Here is a 16259-nt window from a genome sequence, read left to right as displayed (position 1 = left end):
CGCGCCGTGCCGGTACAAATAGGGGCAGATACCTGTCAGGTGACCCGCGGGCGAGTGGCCGCCGGGTGCCATGACAACATGGTGCAGCGTGAGCGCCCGTTCCTTCGATTCCGCCGCGATGCCGACCGTCACCATGATCGGCGGTGGCCAGCTCGCGCGCATGACCCATCAGGCGGCCATCGCGCTGGGCCAACGGCTGCGCGTGCTCGCCGAGCGCGCCGACGATCCGGCCGCCCAGGTCACACCCGAGGTGGTGTTGGGCAGCCATGACGATCTGGCCGCGCTGCGCAAGGCCGCGACCGGTTCCCACGCGCTGACCTTCGACCACGAGCACGTCCCGACCGAGCACCTCGAGGCGCTCATCGCCGAGGGCGTGAACGTGCAGCCGCCGCCGCAGGCGCTGATCTTCGCCCAGGACAAGCTGCGCATGCGCCGCAAGCTGGCCGAGCTGGGCGTGCCGATTCCGGCGTATACCGAGGTGAACTCGGTCGCCGACGCGGTGGCCTTCGCCGACGCGCACGGCTGGCCGTTCGTGCTCAAGGCGGTGCGCGGCGGCTACGACGGCCGCGGCGTGTGGATGCCCGCCGATGCCGACGCGGCCGCGCCGATCATCGAAGACCAGCTGGCGCACGGGGTCTCGCTCATGGCCGAGGCCAAGGTGGATCTGAAGCGGGAGCTGTCGGCCATGGTGGCGCGTTCGCCGTTCGGTCAGGCCGCGACCTGGCCGGTGGTGGAGACCGTGCAGCGCAATGGTCAGTGCGCGGTCGTGATCGCGCCCGCCCAGGACCTGCCCGAGGCCAAGGCCGCCGAGGCCGAATCGCTGGCGCTGCGCCTGGCCTCCGAGCTCGGGGTGACCGGTGCGATGGCCGTGGAGCTCTTCGAGACCCACTCCGGCGAGCTGCTCGTCAACGAACTCGCCATGCGCCCGCACAACTCCGGCCACTGGGGCATGGACGGCGCGTGCACGGGCCAGTTCGAACAGCATCTGCGCGCGGTGCTGGACTACCCGCTGGGCAGCACCAAGCCGCTGGCGCCCGTGACCGTCATGGCCAATATCCTCGGTGCCGCCGAGGTTCCGGACATGTCCATGGACGAACGCCTGCACCATCTTTCGGCCCGCATCCCCGAAGCCAAGGTGCACCTCTACGGCAAGGGCGAGCGCCCCGATCGCAAGATCGGCCACATCAATATTCTCGGCGACGACCCCGCCGAGACCCGCGAGAAAGCCGAGCGCGCGGCGCACTGGATGTCGCACGCCATTTGGACCGACGGATGGGATCCGCACCATGACTGAATCTGCCCAGGTCGGCCTCATCATGGGCTCCGACTCGGACTGGCCCACCATGGAGGCCGCGGCGGAAGCCCTGGCCGAGTTCGGAATCCGCTTCGAGGTCGGCGTCGTCTCGGCGCACCGCACCCCGCAGCGCATGCTCGACTACGCCAAGAACGCGGCCGATCGCGGCATCAAGGTCATCATCGCGGGCGCGGGCGGCGCGGCCCACCTGCCCGGCATGGTCGCCTCGGCGACCCCGCTCCCGGTCATCGGCGTCCCGGTCCCGCTGAAGTACCTCGACGGCATGGACTCGCTGCTCTCGATCGTCCAGATGCCCGCGGGCGTCCCGGTCGCCACCGTCTCCATCGGCGGCGCGCGCAACGCGGGTCTGCTCGCGGCCCGCATCCTCGCCACCGCCGACGCCGGATTGCGTTCCCGCATGGAACGATTCCAGGCCAACCTGGAGCAGCTCGTCCTCGAGAAGGACGACGCCCTGCGCACGAAACTGCTGGGCTGACGCGGGTCCGCCGACGGGGTCGCTACCGTTGGCGGATGCCCAATGACCAGCCCGTGCGGCCGCGCGCCGACGCGGATTCCACCGAGCGCCGCCTGACCGTGGTGGATCAGGCGTTGCGGTTGTTCGCCGAAAAGGGTTACGAGGCAACGACCGTGGACGAGATCGCGGAGGCGGCGGGTATCTCGCGGCGGACCTTCTTTCGGCAGTTCCGGTCGAAGGAGGACGTGGTGTTCGCCGATCACGAGTCGCAGTTGACGCAGGCGCGGGCGTTTCTGGATGCGGCGCAGGGCGATCCGTGGGATGCCGTGTGCGAGGCCGTGGTCGAGGTGTTCGAGCGGTTCACGCAGTGGCGCGAGATCGCGGCGCGGCGGTACCGGGTGGTGCGGCAGGTGCCGACGCTGCGGGAGCGGGAGATCGTGACGGTCTTCCGGTACGAGCGGCTGTTCACCGATTACCTGCGGCGGACATTGCGGGGGACCTCGGATCTAGCGCTGGTGCAGTTCACCGCGGCAGTGACGGCGACGCACAACTACCTGCTGCGGCGCATGGTGCGGGGTGAGTCGGCGGCGAGTCCGGCGGATTTGCGGTCGGCACTGGCCGCCATTCCGCGTGGGGGCAGGGAGGCCGCCGCGGCGTCGGAGGAAATGGTGGTGGCGGTGTTCCCCCGCGATCTTTCCCCTCGGCAGGTCGCCGATCTTCTCGCTCGACGGCTCGATACGCTGTGAAGTGCCTGAAGTGGCACAAATGACACTGCGTGCCACGAAGATGTGAGCAAGTACCCGCACGTGGCCGCGATATCGCGGCGTATAGTTGGCTTCGACTGGCACTGAGTGCCGCACAAGTTGGCGATGCTGGGCAACCAGCGGCGATCCCCCCGACGACCAGGAGACACCCCATGGCGGGCAACCCCGATTTCAACTTGTTCCAGCTCGAGGACTTCCACCACGAGCTGCGCGAGGCCATTCGCGGCCTGTCCGAGAAGGAGATCGCCCCCTACGCGAAGGACGTGGACGGCAACGCCCGCTTCCCCGAGGAGGCGCTGACCGCCCTCAACGCGGCGGGCTTCAACGCCGTGCACGTGCCCGAGGCGTACGGCGGCCAGGGCGCGGACTCGGTCGCCACCTGCATCGTGATCGAGGAAGTCGCCCGCGTCTGCGGTTCCTCCTCGCTCATCCCCGCGGTCAACAAGCTCGGCACCATGGGTCTGATCCTGAAGGGCTCCGAGGAGCTCAAGACCAAGGTGCTCGCCGACATCGTGAACGGCGAGATGGCCTCCTACTGTCTGTCCGAGCGCGAGGCCGGTTCCGACGCCGCGTCCATGCGCACCCGCGCCCGCCGCGACGGCGACGACTGGGTGATCAACGGCTCCAAGTGCTGGATCACCAACGGCGGCAAGTCCTCCTGGTACACGGTCATGGCCGTCACCGATCCGGAGAAGGGCGCCAACGGCATCTCCGCGTTCATGGTCCACAAGGACGACGAGGGCTTCGTGGTGGGCCCGCTCGAGCACAAGCTGGGCATCAAGGGTTCCCCGACCGCCGAGCTGTACTTCGAGAACTGCCGCATCCCCGGCGACCGCATCATCGGCGCGGAGGGCACCGGCTTCAAGACCGCCCTGGAGACCCTCGACCACACCCGCCCGACCATCGGCGCGCAGGCCGTCGGCCTGGCCCAGGGCGCCCTGGACGCCGCGATCGCCTACACCAAGGACCGCAAGCAGTTCGGCAAGGCCATCGCCGACTTCCAGAACACCCAGTTCATGCTCGCCGACATGGCGATGAAGGTGGAGGCCGCCCGCCTCATGGTCTACACCTCCGCCGCCCGCGCCGAGCGCGGCGAGAAGAACCTCGGCTTCATCTCCGCGGCCGCCAAGTGCTTCGCCTCCGACGTCGCCATGGAGGTCACCACCAACGCCGTCCAGCTCTTCGGCGGCGCGGGCTACACCACCGACTTCCCCGTCGAGCGCATGATGCGCGACGCCAAGATCACCCAGATCTACGAGGGCACCAACCAGATCCAGCGCCTGGTCATGTCCCGCCAGATCCTGCGCTGATCGCGGCGGCGAATCCGTAAGTCCCGGAGGCGGTTCCGAGTTTCGGCTCGGGGCCGCCTCCGGTCGTTCGCGGGGTTCGACCGAGTGGTTGGTTGCGGGGACAGTGAAATGGTTGTTTTTGAGCGCCTCCAGCCCCTAATCTGCGGGTGAATCCGGTGCGGGCCGCGGGGGTTCGGCGGGTCGGGGTGAAATCTGTTCAGTAGCTGAAGGATTGCTCCAGGGGGTGGTTCGCCGTCCAGGTGCGACGGGGAGGTTCGCCGGGGTTTTTCTTAACGGCTTCCTCAGGTAAAGCACGGGTTTCAGGGCTGTTCGGGTGGGAATGCTGGGGGCACTATGGAGCCATGGCCGGAGTCGAAATCAACGACACCTTCGTCCGGCGCACGTTGGCTGACGGACGGGTGGAAGAAGTCGCGTGGACGGAACTGGCAGAGGTGCGGATCATTACGGCGGCGGACGGGCCGTTCGCGGGTGATGTGTTCTTCGTGTTGATCGGGGCCACCGGTAAGGGCTGCGTGGTGCCGTATTCGGCGGCCGATACCGCGTTTCTGGCGAAGCTGCAGTCGCTGCCGGGGTTCGACGACGCGAAGGTGAGCGCGGCGATGGTGGGCAGTGCCGACCGGCATTTCCGGGTCTGGCAGCGCGGCCACGCACCGCGCGCGAACTGACGACCGGCGCGAATCAGGCGACCAGGTCGGCGTATTCGGGGTGCTCGCCGATGTACTTCTCGACGTACCAGCAGGTCGGAATGATCGAGAAGCCTTCGGAGCGTGCGTCGTTCAGCGCGAACTCCACGACCTGCGCGGCCACACCGCGGCCCCGGAACTCGGGAAAGGTGAGGGTGTGCTGGATGTCGCGGATGCGGGTGTCGCCGTCGACCCGTTCCGCGTAGTCGGCGTAGCCGGCCAGCGTGCCATCGAGGTAGATCTCGTAGCGGGTGGCATCGGCATTGTGTTCCAGCTTCGTGCTCATGACCTGTGTGAACTCCTGCGTTGTGCGGATTTGTTCCTAGGGGTTCCTAGATCACCGCTCCGGGATTGAGTATCCCGTGCGGATCCAGCGCCTCCTTGATGCGCCGCGTGAGACCCATCACGTCCGGGCCCAGCTGATCGGGCAGCCAGGGCTTCTTCAACCGCCCCACCCCGTGCTCGCCGGTAATGGTGCCGCCCAATCCGATGGCGAGGTCCATGATCTCGCCGAAGGCCAGGTGGGCGCGCTCGGACTCGGCCGGATCGGTGGGATCGTGCACGATGAGCGGGTGGGTGTTGCCGTCGCCCGCGTGCGCGATGACGGAGATGAGCACCCGCCGGTGCGCCGCGATCTCGGCGATCCCGGTGACCAGATCGCCCAGTCGCGGCAGCGGCACCCCGACATCCTCGAGCAGCAGCGGGCCTTTGCGTTCCACGGCGGGGATGGCGAATCGTCGTGCGGCGCAGAAGGCCTCGCCCTCGTCCGGGTCGTCGGTGCGGAAAGCCTCTGTCGCGCCCGCCTTCTCGCAGGCGGCCAGCATGAGGTCGGCCTCGTGCCCGGCATGCTCCCCGGGCGCGTCCGACCGCGCCACCAGCAGCGCCGCCGCCTCCCGGTCGAGTCCCATGCGCAGCTCGTCCTCGACGGCGTTGATGGCCACCGAATCCATGAATTCCAGCATGGAGGGCCGCAATTGGCCGGTGATGGCCAGAATCGCCGCGGTCGCGGCGGTCAGCGTCGGGAAGGTCGCGACCACCGTGGACTGCGGTGGTTGCGCGGGCAGCAGCCGCAGCGTCAGCTCGGTGATGATCCCCAGCGTCCCCTCGCTGCCCACGAACAGTTTGGTCAGCGACAGCCCCGCCGAGTCCTTGAGCCGCGGCCCGCCCAGGCGCACCGCGGTCCCGTCCGCCAGCACGACCCCCATGCCGAGCACGTAGTCGGTTGTGACGCCGTACTTCACGCAGCACAGCCCGCCCGCGTTGGTGGCGGCGTTCCCGCCGATCGAGCAGATCTCGAACGAGGACGGATCCGGCGGATACCACAGCCCGTGTTCGGCCACGGCCCGCTTCACCTCCGCGTTCAGCAGTCCGGGTTGTACAACCGCCGTGCGCGTCACGGTGTCGACGCTGATCGCCCGCATCTTCTCGGTGCTCAGCAGCAGCGCCCCGTTCTGCGCGGTCGCCCCGCCCGACAGTCCGGTCCCGGCGCCCCGCGGCACGATCGGCACCCGATGCTCGCCCGCCCACCGCACGGTCGCCGCGACCTGCTCGGTGGTCAGCGGCCGCACCAGCGCCAGCGCGATTCCCGCATCGGGGTCAAGAGCCCGATCCTGCCGATACCCACCCAGCACATCCGGATCGGTCACCACCATGCCGTCGGGCAGTAGACCGCGTAGTCCGTCGAGATCGATGTCCACAATGCAAAAACTACGGGTTCCGGCCACTTTTGTCCGGAACCCGTAGCTTCTGTGCTCAGCGCGCGGTGGCGGCCTTCGGCAGTGCGAGGGCGGCCGTCAGCACCACGGCCAGCACGGCGGTCCCGCCCAGCGCGGCCATCTCCATGGCGGTCACATACCCGCCGGTGCTGTGGTTCACGCCCAGGGCGCTGAAGAAGATCACCCCGAGAACCGTTGCCCCGATGGCGTTTCCGAACTGCTGCGAGGTGGTCAACACCCCCGCGGCCATGCCGGCCTGCCGCGCCGGAATGCCCGACGAGAGCACCGCCCCGACCACCGAGGGAATGGTGAGCCCGTTCCCGGTGCCGACGATCATCATGCCCGGGATCAGGGCCAGCACACCGACGTGGTCGCCCATGCCGAACAGCACCGCCAGGGTGATGGCGAGCCCCGTGAGGCTGGTCAGCGTGCCGACCACCATCACCCGGTTCCCGATCCGCGCGGCGACCCGCGGCGCGAGGAAGAACGAGCTGGCCGCGAAGCAGACGCCCAGCGGTGCGAAGGCCAATCCCGCACGCAGCGGCGACAATCCGAGCCCGTTCTGCAGCATGAGCGTCAGGCACAGCATGAATCCGGCGAAGAAGGTCAGGTAGCCGCCCGCGATCACCAGCCCGAGGCTGAAGCCGCGCTCACGCACCATCCCCGTGTCGAGCACGGGTTCGCCGCCGCGCCCGGCCAGCCGGTTCTCGTAGCGCAGGGTGAGCAGCAGCACCGGGATCGAGGCCAGCATGCTGACCCACGTCCACACCGGCCATCCTTCCGGACGCCCCAGCGTGATCGGCACCAGCAGCAGTGCCAGCGCGGCCGAGATGCCCAGCGCGCCAATCGGATCCAGTTTCGGCCGCTGGGTCTGCTCGTGCCGGGGCAGCCAGCGCGCGGCCAGCGCCGCGGCGATCAGCCCGATCGGCACATTGATGTAGAAGATGGTCCGCCAACCCCATCCGAACAGGTCGGCGTCGAGCAGCACGCCGCCGAGCACCTGCCCCGACACCGCGCCGATGCCGATGGTCGCGCCGAAAGCCGCCATGGCCCTGGGCCGTTCGTCGGGCGGGAAGAGCGTATTGATGAGGGCCAGCATCTGCGGCACCATGAGCGCCGCCGTCCCGCCCTGCAGCACGCGGAAGGCGACCAGCGCCCAGGCATTGGGTGCGAGCCCGCACAGCAGCGAGGCCGCGGTGAAGGCGACCATGCCCAGGACGAAGAGTTTGCGGTGTCCGTGCAGGTCGCCGAGGCGGCCGCCGGTGATCAGGCCCGAGGCGTAGGCGAACCCGTAGCCTCCGACAATGAGCTCCAGCGCCGATTCCCCGGCGTGCAGATCGGTTTCCAGCGAGGAGGCGGCGACGTTCACGACGAACCAGTCGAACATCGCCATGAACATGGCACTGAGGATGACGGGCAGCGCGCGCCAGCGGGCGGCGAACTCGAGGGGGCCGGTCGCTACCGCGGGCCGGTTTTCGAGAGTGGTCACGTCGTTCTCCCGAACGTGAAAGGGGACTGGGGGAAGCGGGCGCGCCATTGCGCCGGACTCGAGTGGTTGTAACTAACCGGTTGGTTACAGATATTCCACCCCTGTCGCCCCACTTGTCAACCAGTTAGTTGGTTACCATCGAAGACATGGCAGGCATCAGGGACCCGGAGGCCACGAAGGCGCGCATCTTCGAGGCCGCGACCGCGGAATTCGCGCAGTACGGGATCGCCGGCGCCCGCGTGGACCGCATCGCCCGCAATGCCAAGGCCAACAAGCAGCTCATCTACGCCTACTTCGGCGACAAGGAGAAGCTGTTCCACCAGGTGCTGGAGAAGACCATGCTGGCCGTGGCCGGTTCGGTCACCACCGATATCGAGGACCTCGACACCTGGATCGACCAGCACATCGACTACCACCGCGAGCATCCGGAACTGCTGCGCCTGCTGCAGTGGGAGGCTCTGGAACTGGGGCGGGAGAACGCCTCGGCGGGCGAATTGCGTTGCGGCCGTTACCTAGAGAAGCGTCAGAAGGTCGAAGTGGCGCAGGGCAAGGGCCTGATGCGCGACGACATGCCCGCCGGTCAGGTCCTCATGCTGCTCATGTCGATGATCAACTATCCGCTGGCGGTCCCGCAGGTCGCCGAGTTCACCCTCGGCGCGAATACGGATCCGGAGCAGCAGCGCGCCTGGATCAAGGATGCCATCCGCCGCATTGTCGCCCCGGGAGGCTCTGGCGGCTCGGGCGGCTCGAAGTCCCCGGACATGGCAATGGCATCGGACACCGAGGCGTAACCGCTCGTCCGCGCGCAGTACACTGCCGCCGTGTCCGATGCCAAGCTAGAGATTCAAATGCTGCACGACCGCGTCATGGTCAAGCTCAACCAGGATGCGGGCGAGCGGCGCAGCAGCGGTGGCATTCTCATTCCCGCCACCGCCCAGGTGGCCAAGCGCCTGTCCTGGGGTGAGGTGTGCGGCGTGGGTTCGCACGTGCGCGCCGTGGGCGTCGGCGATCAGGTGCTGTTCAGCGCCGATGACCAGTTCGAGGTGGAGATCCAGGCGCAGGCGTATTACGTACTGCGCGAACGCGATCTGCACGCCGTGGCGAACACCCACCCCGAACACGGCACCGGGCTGTACCTCTGATTCAGGCGGCCTTGAGGATGCCGCCGTCGATGACGTAGTCCGCGCCATTGATGATGGCCGCCCGTTCGGAGGCCAGGAAGGTCACCAGCGCGGCCACCTCCGCGGGTTCGGCAATGCGGCCCGAGGCGATATCGAACTGCGTGGCAATGGCATTGAGGAACTCTTCCTGGCTCACCCCGTTGGCCGCGGCGAGCTTCGCGCCGATGTGGTCGGGGCCGCGCCAGATGTCGGTCCCGACCGGCCCGGGCGAGATGGTGTTCACGCGCACGCCCTGCGGCCCGAATTCCTCGCTGAGCCGCTTGCCGAAGTTGGTGAGCGCGGCCTTGGCCTCGCTGTAGCCGACCGGACCGACGGCCGGGATCCGCGCGTTGATCGAGGACACGGTCAGCACCGCGCCGCGTCGTTCGATAATGCTCGGCAGCGCCGCACGCGTGGTGGCCACGACCCCGAACAGGTTGAGGTCGAACAGCTTTCGCCACTGCTCGTCCGAGGTCTCCAGGAAGCCGCCGAGATTCAGCTGATCCGGATCGCCGCCGCCGACATTGTTGACCAGGACGTCGATGCCGCCCACCGCGGCCAGTGCCGCCTCGACCGCGGCCACCGCGCCCTCGGTGGTGCTCAGATCGGCGGAAACGGTTGCGGCCGTGACCTTTTCCAGCTCGGGCGAGATATTGCGGGCGACGCCGACGACCCGTACGCCCTCGGCGTCGAGCGCTTCGGCGATGGCCAGTCCGATGCCCCGGCTCGCGCCGGTGACGAGTGCGGTCTTGCCAGTGAGTCCGAGATCCATGATCCGTACCTTTCTTGAACTGAAGGTCAAAAACTAGGGCCGAAGAAAGGGCCGCGAGGTGCGGCCCTGGGAATCAGAGAAGCGTCAGTGTGGTGTCGATGATCCGGTACAGGGACTCGACATCCGACACCTTGACGTTGATGCGAAGTCCGCCAATGGTATTCATGAGGAACTCGGCGAAGGCGTGAGTGTCCAGGTCGGCCCGGACGTCGCCGTCGCGCCGCCCCTGGTCGAGCCGCTCGGCGAGCGTCTCGACCATATGTCCGTGGGCCTCCCGCACGGCCTTGGTGGCCGCGTCGTCGTGTCCCCCGAGCTCGATGGCGGTGTTCACCACCAGGCAGCCCCGCGGCGTCCCATGCTCCAGATCGCTGTCCACGACCCAGCGCATCCACGCGCGCAGGCACTCCCGGGTCGTACCCGGTTGCGACAACACCTCTTTCGCCAGCGTCGTGCCCATCCGGTCGTATTTGGCCATGGCCAGATCGAACAGCTCTCGCTTGCTCCCGAAGCAGTTGTACAGACTGCCCTTCCCGATCCCGGTCGCCTCGGCCAACTGCGCGGGCGAACACCCCGCGTAGCCATGGGTCCAGAACGCCTCCATCGCACGGTCCACCACGGTGTCCGCATCGAAGTTGCGTGGCCTGCCCATGGTTTCGACCCTAGTCCATTTTGGACCTAGGGGTCAAGAATTTCTGTGGCAATAATCGACCGCATGAAACGCAAGCTGCTCCGCGGCGGCGCGGTGACCCTGGTGCTGCTTGTCCTGACCGGGATCGGCCTGTACGTGCTGATGAACTCGCGCACATATCAGGTGGCGGGTCGCCTGGTGTCACGCGTGGACACCGGCGACAAGGTCGTGGCGCTCACCCTCGACGACGGCCCCAGCGAGCGCACGCCCGAGATCCTGAAAACCCTTGCCGACGCCGGAATCCCGGCCACCTTCTATCTCATCGGCGGTGAACTGGCCGCCCATCCCGACCAGGGTCGCGCCATCGCCGAGTCCGGCAATGAAATCGGCAACCACACCTACCACCATCAGCGCATGGTCTTCGTGACCCCGGGCTTCGTGCGCGACGAGGTCGAGCGCACCGACGCCGAGATCGCCAAGACCGGCTACCGCGGCCCGATCACCTTCCGCCCGCCCAATGGCAAGAAGCTCTTCGCGCTCCCCTGGTACCTGTCCAAGCACAATCGCATCACCGTCACCTGGGACGTCGAGCCCGACTCCGGCAAGACGCCGACCACTGATCAAATCGTGGACGAGACCCTGTCGAAGGTCCGCCCGGGCTCGATCATCCTGCTGCACACCATGTACGCCACCGGAGCCCCCTCGCTCGCCGCCATTCCCCGCATCGCGCAGGCACTGAAAGACAAGGGCTACCGCTTCGTCACCGTCTCCCAACTGCTTTCGCACTAGTACCGAGGAAACGCGAACGGCCCGTGTCCCTTCCGGACACGGGCCGTTCGTGGGAGAGCCGCTACTACAGCGCCTTGAGTTCTTCGGTGACGGCACCGACGGACTTCTTGGCGTCGCCGAAGAGCATGGAGGTGTGGTCGGCGTAGAACAGGGGGTTGTCGATGCCGGCGAAGCCGGAGTTCATCGACCGCTTGAGCACGATGACCGACTTGGCCTGGTCGACATTCAGGACGGGCATGCCGTAGATCGGGGACGAGGCGTCCTCGCGGGCGGCCGGGTTGGTGACGTCGTTCGCGCCGATGACCAAGGCTACGTCGGTGCGGGCGAATTCGCCGTTGATGTCGTCCATTTCCTTCATGGCGTCGTAGGAGACCTCGGCCTCGGCCAGCAGCACGTTCATGTGCCCGGGCATGCGACCGGCGACCGGGTGAATCGCGTATTTGACCTCGACACCCTTGGCCTCGAGCAGGGCCGCCATCTCCTTGACCGCGTGCTGGGCCTGGGCGACGGCCATGCCGTAGCCGGGGACCACGATGACCTGGTTGGCATACGCCATCTGGATCGCGGCATCGGCGGCGGAGGTGGCCTTGGCCTGCTTCTGCTCGCCGCCACCGCCCGCGCCGGGAGCGGTGCCGCCGCCACCGAATCCGCCGGCGACGATGGCGGGGATGGAGCGGTTCATGGCCTTGGCCATGAGGTTGGTGAGGATGGTGCCGGACGCGCCGACGATCATGCCCGCCACGATCATGGCGGTGTTGTTGAGCGCCAAACCCGCTGCGGCGGCGGACAAGCCGGTGAGCGCGTTGAGCAGGGAGATGACCACGGGCATGTCCGCGCCACCGATGGGCAGCACCACCATCAGGCCGAGGATGCCCGCGAGGACCAGCAGCGCGATCATCCAGTACTGCGGCACCCCGGTGTCGGTCGCGCCGATGCCGATCACCACGGCCGCGGCGATCGCACCGGCCAGCAGCAGCAGGTTCAGCGGCTGCTGCAGGCGGCCGACGGTGATCGGCTTGCCCGACAACAGTTCCTGCAGCTTGGCGAAGGCGATGACCGAGCCCCAGAACGACACCGAGCCGATGATCGCGGCGAACAGCGAGGCGATCACGATGTGCACGGTCGGGGACTCATCGGCCGGGAAGTGCGAGAAGCCCTTGGTATCCAGGAATTCCGACCACGCGATCAGCGCGACCGTGCCGCCACCGACACCGTTGAACGCCGCGACCAGCTGCGGCATGGCCGTCATCTTGGTGAACCGCGCGGGCGGAACACCCAGCGCCACACCGACAACCAAGCCAGCGACGATCAGAATCCAGTTGCTGGTGTCGCGAATGGAGATGAAGGTCGCGATCACGGCGATGCCCATACCGACCGCGGCGATCCAGTTGCCGCGCACCGCGGTCTTGGGGCCGGTCAGACCCATCAGACCGTAGATGAACATCGCGAACGCGACGATGTAGAGAATATTGACCAGATTGTCCATGGCTTACTTGCCCGCCTTCTCGCTCGCGACGGGCTTCTTGGCCTTGAACATGCCCAGCATGCGGTCGGTCACCACGAAACCACCAATCACGTTCAGGGTTCCGAACACGACGGCGACGAACAGGATGATCTTCATCAGGATCGAGGGGTGCTCGACCTTGCCGAACACCACCAGCGCGCCCAGCACCACGATGCCGTGAATGGCGTTGGTGCCCGACATGAGCGGGGTGTGCAAGGTGTTGGGCACCTTGGAGATCACCGCGAAACCCACGAACCCCGACAGCACCAGGATCGCGATGTTCGCTAAGAGTTGGGTGTACATCAGGCTTCCACCTCACGTGTCACGCAGGAATCCGCCAGCACCTGATCGGAGAAATCCGGTGCGAGCGCACCGTCTTTGAGCAGGAGTTCGAGCAGGGCGGCGATGTTCTTGGAGTACAGCTCGCTGGCGTGCTCCGGCATGGTGGCCGGCAGGTTCAGCGGCGAGGCGATGGTGACGCCATGGCGCACAACGGTTTTACCGGGTTCGGTCAATTCGCAGTTACCGCCGGTCTCACCGGCCAGATCCACGATCACGCTGCCGGGCTTCATGCCCTCCACGGCAGCGGCGGTCACCAGCCGCGGGGCCGGGCGACCGGGCACGAGCGCGGTGGTGATCACCACGTCGAACCCCTTGATGGCGTCTTCCAAAGCCTGCTGCTGCGCGGCCTTTTCCGCCTCGGTGAGCTCGCGGGCGTACCCGCCCTCACCGGCGGCGTCGATGCCCAGATCCAGCCACTGCGCACCGACCGAACGCACCTGATCGGCCACCTCCGGGCGCACGTCGTAGCCCGTGGTGCGACCACCCAGACGCTTGGCGGTCGCCAGCGCCTGCAGACCGGCCACACCCACACCGAGCACGAGCACGGTGGCGGGCTTCACCGTGCCCGCGGCGGTGGTCAGCATGGGGAAGAATCGAGTGGATTCGCTGGCGGCCAGCAGCACGGCCTTGTAACCGGCCACGTTCGCCTGCGAGGACAGCGCGTCCATCACCTGGGCACGGGAAATACGCGGAATCGCTTCCACGGCAAAGGCCTGCACACCCGCCGCCTTCAAAGCACCGATCTTGGTGTCGGCATTGCGGGGAGCGAGGAATCCGATCAGCGTCTGCCCCGCCGACAGCTTGGCGATCTCATTGTCATTGGGCGGGGCTACCTTCACGACCACATCGGCGGACCACGGATCGCCCAGCGTGGCACCGGCCTCGGCGTACGCCTCGTCGGGAATCAACGCGCCCAGACCGGCACCGGCCTCGACGATCACTTCCACACCCTGCTTCAGCAACGCGGGAATGATCTTCGGCACCAATGCGACGCGTCGTTCGTCCGGGTTCGTCTCGCGAACCACTCCGACGCGCGCACCGCGGGGCGCAGCGGTCTGTGCGCTCTGCGTTGTGTCCACTTGTCAAACTTCCTTCTCGTGGTGAGCCCAGGCCACCCTGTCGGTATGGGCCGAATCACCGGTCCAACGGTGGGCCGAACTTACTTTGCGGTAAGTTCGTGAGAATTCTCGCAACTGTACCTGGTCCGCGGTGAGCGTAGCCGAGATGCCCATCACATGGTGTGGCGAGAAAACCGGACAACTCCATGCTCGGCCGGGGTCTCCTCGTGTACAAGCACGAACATATCGCTGCAGTTACTAACCGGTAGGTGTGTATCCAGTTGGACCCGTGTCGGGGTCGTGTAGGGGGTGTCGCACATCACTTGTACGCCGTAATGTCTGCACTGTGAGTGGCTGCATCTTCTGCCGGATCATCGCGGGCGAGGCACCCGCGACCAGAATCCACGAGGACGACGACCTGCTGGCGTTCCTCGACATCCGGCCCATCACCCGCGGGCACACCCTGGTGATCCCCAAGCGGCACGCCACCGACCTCGACGAACTCGATCCCGCCATGGGCGCGCGGCTGTTCGCCTTCGGTCATCGGCTGGCGAAGTCCATGCGCCGCGCCGGAATCGACGCCGACGGCGCGAACCTGCTGATCAATGACGGCAAGGCCGCCTTCCAGACCGTGCATCATGTGCACCTGCACGTCATTCCGCGCCACGACGGCGACATCCTGCGATTCGCCCGGGGTTTCGTGCTGCGCCGCCCGCACGACACCGAGCGCACCGCCGCAGCACTGCGATCCGGGCTGGACCGGCTCGCCGAGGAAGAAAGGGAGACCACCTCATGACCGACACGGTGCCCGACCGCGCCGAGATCACGGCCCTCTTATCCGACCAGTGGGACGCCCTTACCCGACTGGTGGACGGCCTGGACGAGAACGGCTGGCGCACAGCCTCACCGCTGCCGGGCTGGACGGTCTTCGATGTGCTCGCGCACGTGATCGGCGTCGAATCGATGCTGCTGGGTGAACCGACCCCCGATCTGGCGGTGTCCGGCGACCACATTCGCAATGAGATCGGCACGCTCAACGAGAAGTGGATCGCGGCGCTGCGCCCGCTCCCCGGTTCGCAACTGCTGGAACGGTTCCTGGATGTCACGGGCCGCCGATTGAAGGCGCTCGAGCAGACCACCCCGGAGGCCTGGGCCGAGCTCGTGCCGACCCCGGTGGGCATGGCACCCTACGGCCGGTTCATGCGCATTCGCCTGTTCGACTGCTGGATGCACGAGCACGATATCGCCGATGCGCTGGGCGTTTCCGTCGACGAGGGCGGAGCGCGCGGTGCGGCGGCCTTCGAGGAACTGCTGCCGGCGCTGGGCCGGGCCGCGGTCAAGGGTGCCGGTGCGCCGGACGGTTCCCGAATCACCATCGAGATCACCGGTCCGGTGTCGCGGTCGCTGCACCTCGCGGTCGAGGGCGGTCGGGCCAGCCTCGTCGAATCCCTTGACGGCCCGGCCACGGTCGTGATCGGTCTGGACTCCGCGCTGTTCGCCCGCCTGCGCGGCGGCCGGGTCGCGGCCGCCGATCACGCCGGGGAGATCGCCCTCACCGGTGACACCGACCTCGGTCATCGCCTGGTGCGCAGTCTGGCCTTCACCATCTGATGCGACTGTTCCTGTCCAGCTACCGCTTCGGCGCTCATCAGCAGCGCCTGCTCGCCATGGTCGGCGAGCCGGGCCGGGTGGCCGTCATCGCCAACGCCTGCGACGCCTGGCCCTCGGCCTGGCAGGGCGCGGTCACCAGCGACCTGGTTCCCCTGCGCCGCTTGGGTTTCCAGCCCGAGGTGCTCGACCTGCGCGACTACATCGGCCGCCCCGCCGCGGTCGAGGAGCGACTGCGCGAGTTTCCCGCGGTGTGGGTGCGTGGCGGCAACACCTTCGTGCTGCGCGCCCAATTCGCCCGCAGCGGAGCCGATCTCGCGCTGCGCACCCTCCTGGCCGAGGACGTCCTGGTCTACGCGGGCTACAGCGCCGGGGCCTGCGTCATGACCCCGGACCTGCACGGCATCGAGGCGATGGACGACCCGAACGAGGTGCGCACCGCCTGCGGCGTCGAGCCGCGCTGGGACGGACTGGGTCTCGTCGACCGCCGCATAGTCCCGCACCTGGACTCGCCCACCGACCCGGAGGGCCTGTCCCGAAAACTGGTGCGGGAGTACGTCGCCGCGGGCGTCCCCCACTGGGCGCTCACCGACGACCACGTGGTCGTAGTCGATGGCGAGCGCACCGAGGTCTTGATTTGACGCTCCGGGGGTTTCAGGGGCGAAGCC

The 16259-nt window shown here is 67.5% G+C and carries 19 protein-coding genes; 11 read left to right on the top strand and 8 right to left on the bottom strand.

Annotation, left to right across the window (positions count from 1 at the left end; translation table 11 throughout):
• Positions 1-70 precede the first annotated feature (70 nt).
• The 5 genes from VMT65_RS17235 to VMT65_RS17215 all read left to right on the top strand — a co-directional run bounded on the left by VMT65_RS17235 (position 71) and on the right by VMT65_RS17215 (position 4508).
• Complete coding sequence (locus tag VMT65_RS17235; RefSeq protein ID WP_442790260.1) at positions 71-1294, top strand: 5-(carboxyamino)imidazole ribonucleotide synthase; 1224 nt, start codon at positions 71-73, stop codon at positions 1292-1294.
• A complete protein-coding gene (gene purE, locus VMT65_RS17230; protein ID WP_326309290.1) occupies positions 1287-1790 on the top strand; it encodes a 5-(carboxyamino)imidazole ribonucleotide mutase in 504 nt (167 codons plus the stop codon). Before VMT65_RS17235 ends, purE begins: the two co-directional genes overlap by 8 nt.
• A gap of 35 nt (positions 1791-1825) precedes the next feature.
• On the top strand, positions 1826-2515 hold the full coding sequence (locus VMT65_RS17225; RefSeq protein ID WP_326309289.1) for a TetR family transcriptional regulator: 690 nt from the start codon (positions 1826-1828) through the stop codon (positions 2513-2515).
• A 170-nt stretch (positions 2516-2685) separates the two neighbouring features.
• Positions 2686-3843 carry an acyl-CoA dehydrogenase gene (locus tag VMT65_RS17220; protein WP_326309288.1) on the top strand — a complete coding sequence of 386 codons (1158 nt, stop codon included), beginning with the start codon at positions 2686-2688 and terminating at the stop codon, positions 3841-3843.
• Between the two features lie 341 nt (positions 3844-4184).
• A complete protein-coding gene (locus tag VMT65_RS17215) occupies positions 4185-4508 on the top strand; it encodes a hypothetical protein (protein ID WP_326309287.1) in 324 nt (107 codons plus the stop codon).
• Between the two features lie 13 nt (positions 4509-4521).
• Here VMT65_RS17215 and VMT65_RS17210 read toward each other — a convergent pair whose 3' ends face one another.
• From VMT65_RS17210 to VMT65_RS17200, 3 genes are all read right to left on the bottom strand, one after another.
• Positions 4522-4812 carry a GNAT family N-acetyltransferase gene (locus tag VMT65_RS17210; RefSeq protein WP_326309286.1) on the bottom strand — a complete coding sequence of 97 codons (291 nt, stop codon included), beginning with the start codon at positions 4810-4812 and terminating at the stop codon, positions 4522-4524.
• Positions 4813-4858: 46 nt separating this feature from the next.
• Positions 4859-6178, bottom strand: coding sequence for an FAD-binding oxidoreductase (locus VMT65_RS17205; protein ID WP_326310283.1), 1320 nt, complete (start codon positions 6176-6178; stop codon positions 4859-4861).
• A gap of 100 nt (positions 6179-6278) precedes the next feature.
• Positions 6279-7730, bottom strand: a complete 1452-nt coding sequence (locus VMT65_RS17200) for an MFS transporter (RefSeq protein ID WP_326309285.1) — start codon at positions 7728-7730, stop codon at positions 6279-6281.
• A gap of 146 nt (positions 7731-7876) precedes the next feature.
• Here VMT65_RS17200 and VMT65_RS17195 point away from each other — a divergent pair, with 146 nt between their 5' ends.
• Positions 7877-8521, top strand: a complete 645-nt coding sequence (locus VMT65_RS17195; RefSeq protein WP_326309284.1) for a TetR family transcriptional regulator — start codon at positions 7877-7879, stop codon at positions 8519-8521.
• 30 nt (positions 8522-8551) lie between these two features.
• On the top strand, positions 8552-8872 hold the full coding sequence (locus tag VMT65_RS17190; protein WP_326309283.1) for a GroES family chaperonin: 321 nt from the start codon (positions 8552-8554) through the stop codon (positions 8870-8872).
• Position 8873: 1 nt separating this feature from the next.
• On the opposite strand, the gene VMT65_RS17185 is transcribed toward VMT65_RS17190, so the two are convergent.
• Together VMT65_RS17185 and VMT65_RS17180 are read right to left on the bottom strand one after the other, a co-directional pair.
• On the bottom strand, positions 8874-9662 hold the full coding sequence (locus VMT65_RS17185; protein ID WP_326309282.1) for an SDR family oxidoreductase: 789 nt from the start codon (positions 9660-9662) through the stop codon (positions 8874-8876).
• A gap of 73 nt (positions 9663-9735) precedes the next feature.
• On the bottom strand, positions 9736-10311 hold the full coding sequence (locus VMT65_RS17180; RefSeq protein WP_326309281.1) for a TetR/AcrR family transcriptional regulator: 576 nt from the start codon (positions 10309-10311) through the stop codon (positions 9736-9738).
• Positions 10312-10374: 63 nt separating this feature from the next.
• On the opposite strand from VMT65_RS17180, the gene VMT65_RS17175 reads away from it, so the two are divergent.
• Positions 10375-11079: a polysaccharide deacetylase family protein gene (locus VMT65_RS17175; protein ID WP_326309280.1), complete on the top strand. Its 705-nt coding sequence runs from the start codon at positions 10375-10377 to the stop codon at positions 11077-11079.
• A 64-nt stretch (positions 11080-11143) separates the two neighbouring features.
• Here VMT65_RS17175 and VMT65_RS17170 read toward each other — a convergent pair whose 3' ends face one another.
• From VMT65_RS17170 to VMT65_RS17160, 3 genes are read right to left on the bottom strand one after another with little or no spacing between them, the layout of a single operon-like run.
• Positions 11144-12565: an NAD(P)(+) transhydrogenase (Re/Si-specific) subunit beta gene (locus VMT65_RS17170; protein ID WP_326309279.1), complete on the bottom strand. Its 1422-nt coding sequence runs from the start codon at positions 12563-12565 to the stop codon at positions 11144-11146.
• A gap of 3 nt (positions 12566-12568) precedes the next feature.
• Positions 12569-12886 carry an NAD(P) transhydrogenase subunit alpha gene (locus VMT65_RS17165; RefSeq protein WP_326309278.1) on the bottom strand — a complete coding sequence of 106 codons (318 nt, stop codon included), beginning with the start codon at positions 12884-12886 and terminating at the stop codon, positions 12569-12571.
• The gene (locus VMT65_RS17160; protein ID WP_326309277.1) at positions 12886-14004 is read right to left on the bottom strand and encodes a Re/Si-specific NAD(P)(+) transhydrogenase subunit alpha; all 1119 of its coding nucleotides are present in this window, start codon (positions 14002-14004) and stop codon (positions 12886-12888) included. Before VMT65_RS17160 ends, VMT65_RS17165 begins: the two co-directional genes overlap by 1 nt.
• A gap of 325 nt (positions 14005-14329) precedes the next feature.
• Here VMT65_RS17160 and VMT65_RS17155 point away from each other — a divergent pair, with 325 nt between their 5' ends.
• The 3 genes from VMT65_RS17155 to VMT65_RS17145 are packed head-to-tail and all read left to right on the top strand — an operon-like array spanning position 14330 to position 16232.
• Positions 14330-14779, top strand: coding sequence for an HIT family protein (locus VMT65_RS17155; RefSeq protein WP_326309276.1), 450 nt, complete (start codon positions 14330-14332; stop codon positions 14777-14779).
• Positions 14776-15594 carry a maleylpyruvate isomerase family mycothiol-dependent enzyme gene (locus VMT65_RS17150; RefSeq protein WP_326309275.1) on the top strand — a complete coding sequence of 273 codons (819 nt, stop codon included), beginning with the start codon at positions 14776-14778 and terminating at the stop codon, positions 15592-15594. The genes VMT65_RS17155 and VMT65_RS17150 overlap by 4 nt, the downstream gene beginning before the upstream one ends.
• Positions 15594-16232 carry a Type 1 glutamine amidotransferase-like domain-containing protein gene (locus VMT65_RS17145; RefSeq protein WP_326309274.1) on the top strand — a complete coding sequence of 213 codons (639 nt, stop codon included), beginning with the start codon at positions 15594-15596 and terminating at the stop codon, positions 16230-16232. The genes VMT65_RS17150 and VMT65_RS17145 overlap by 1 nt, the downstream gene beginning before the upstream one ends.
• Positions 16233-16259: the final 27 nt, after the last annotated feature.

The sequence above is a fragment of the Nocardia sp. CDC153 genome, from assembly GCF_035818515.1.
Lineage (GTDB): Bacteria > Actinomycetota > Actinomycetes > Mycobacteriales > Mycobacteriaceae > Nocardia.
This window is presented reverse-complemented; position numbering and strand designations above follow the sequence as displayed.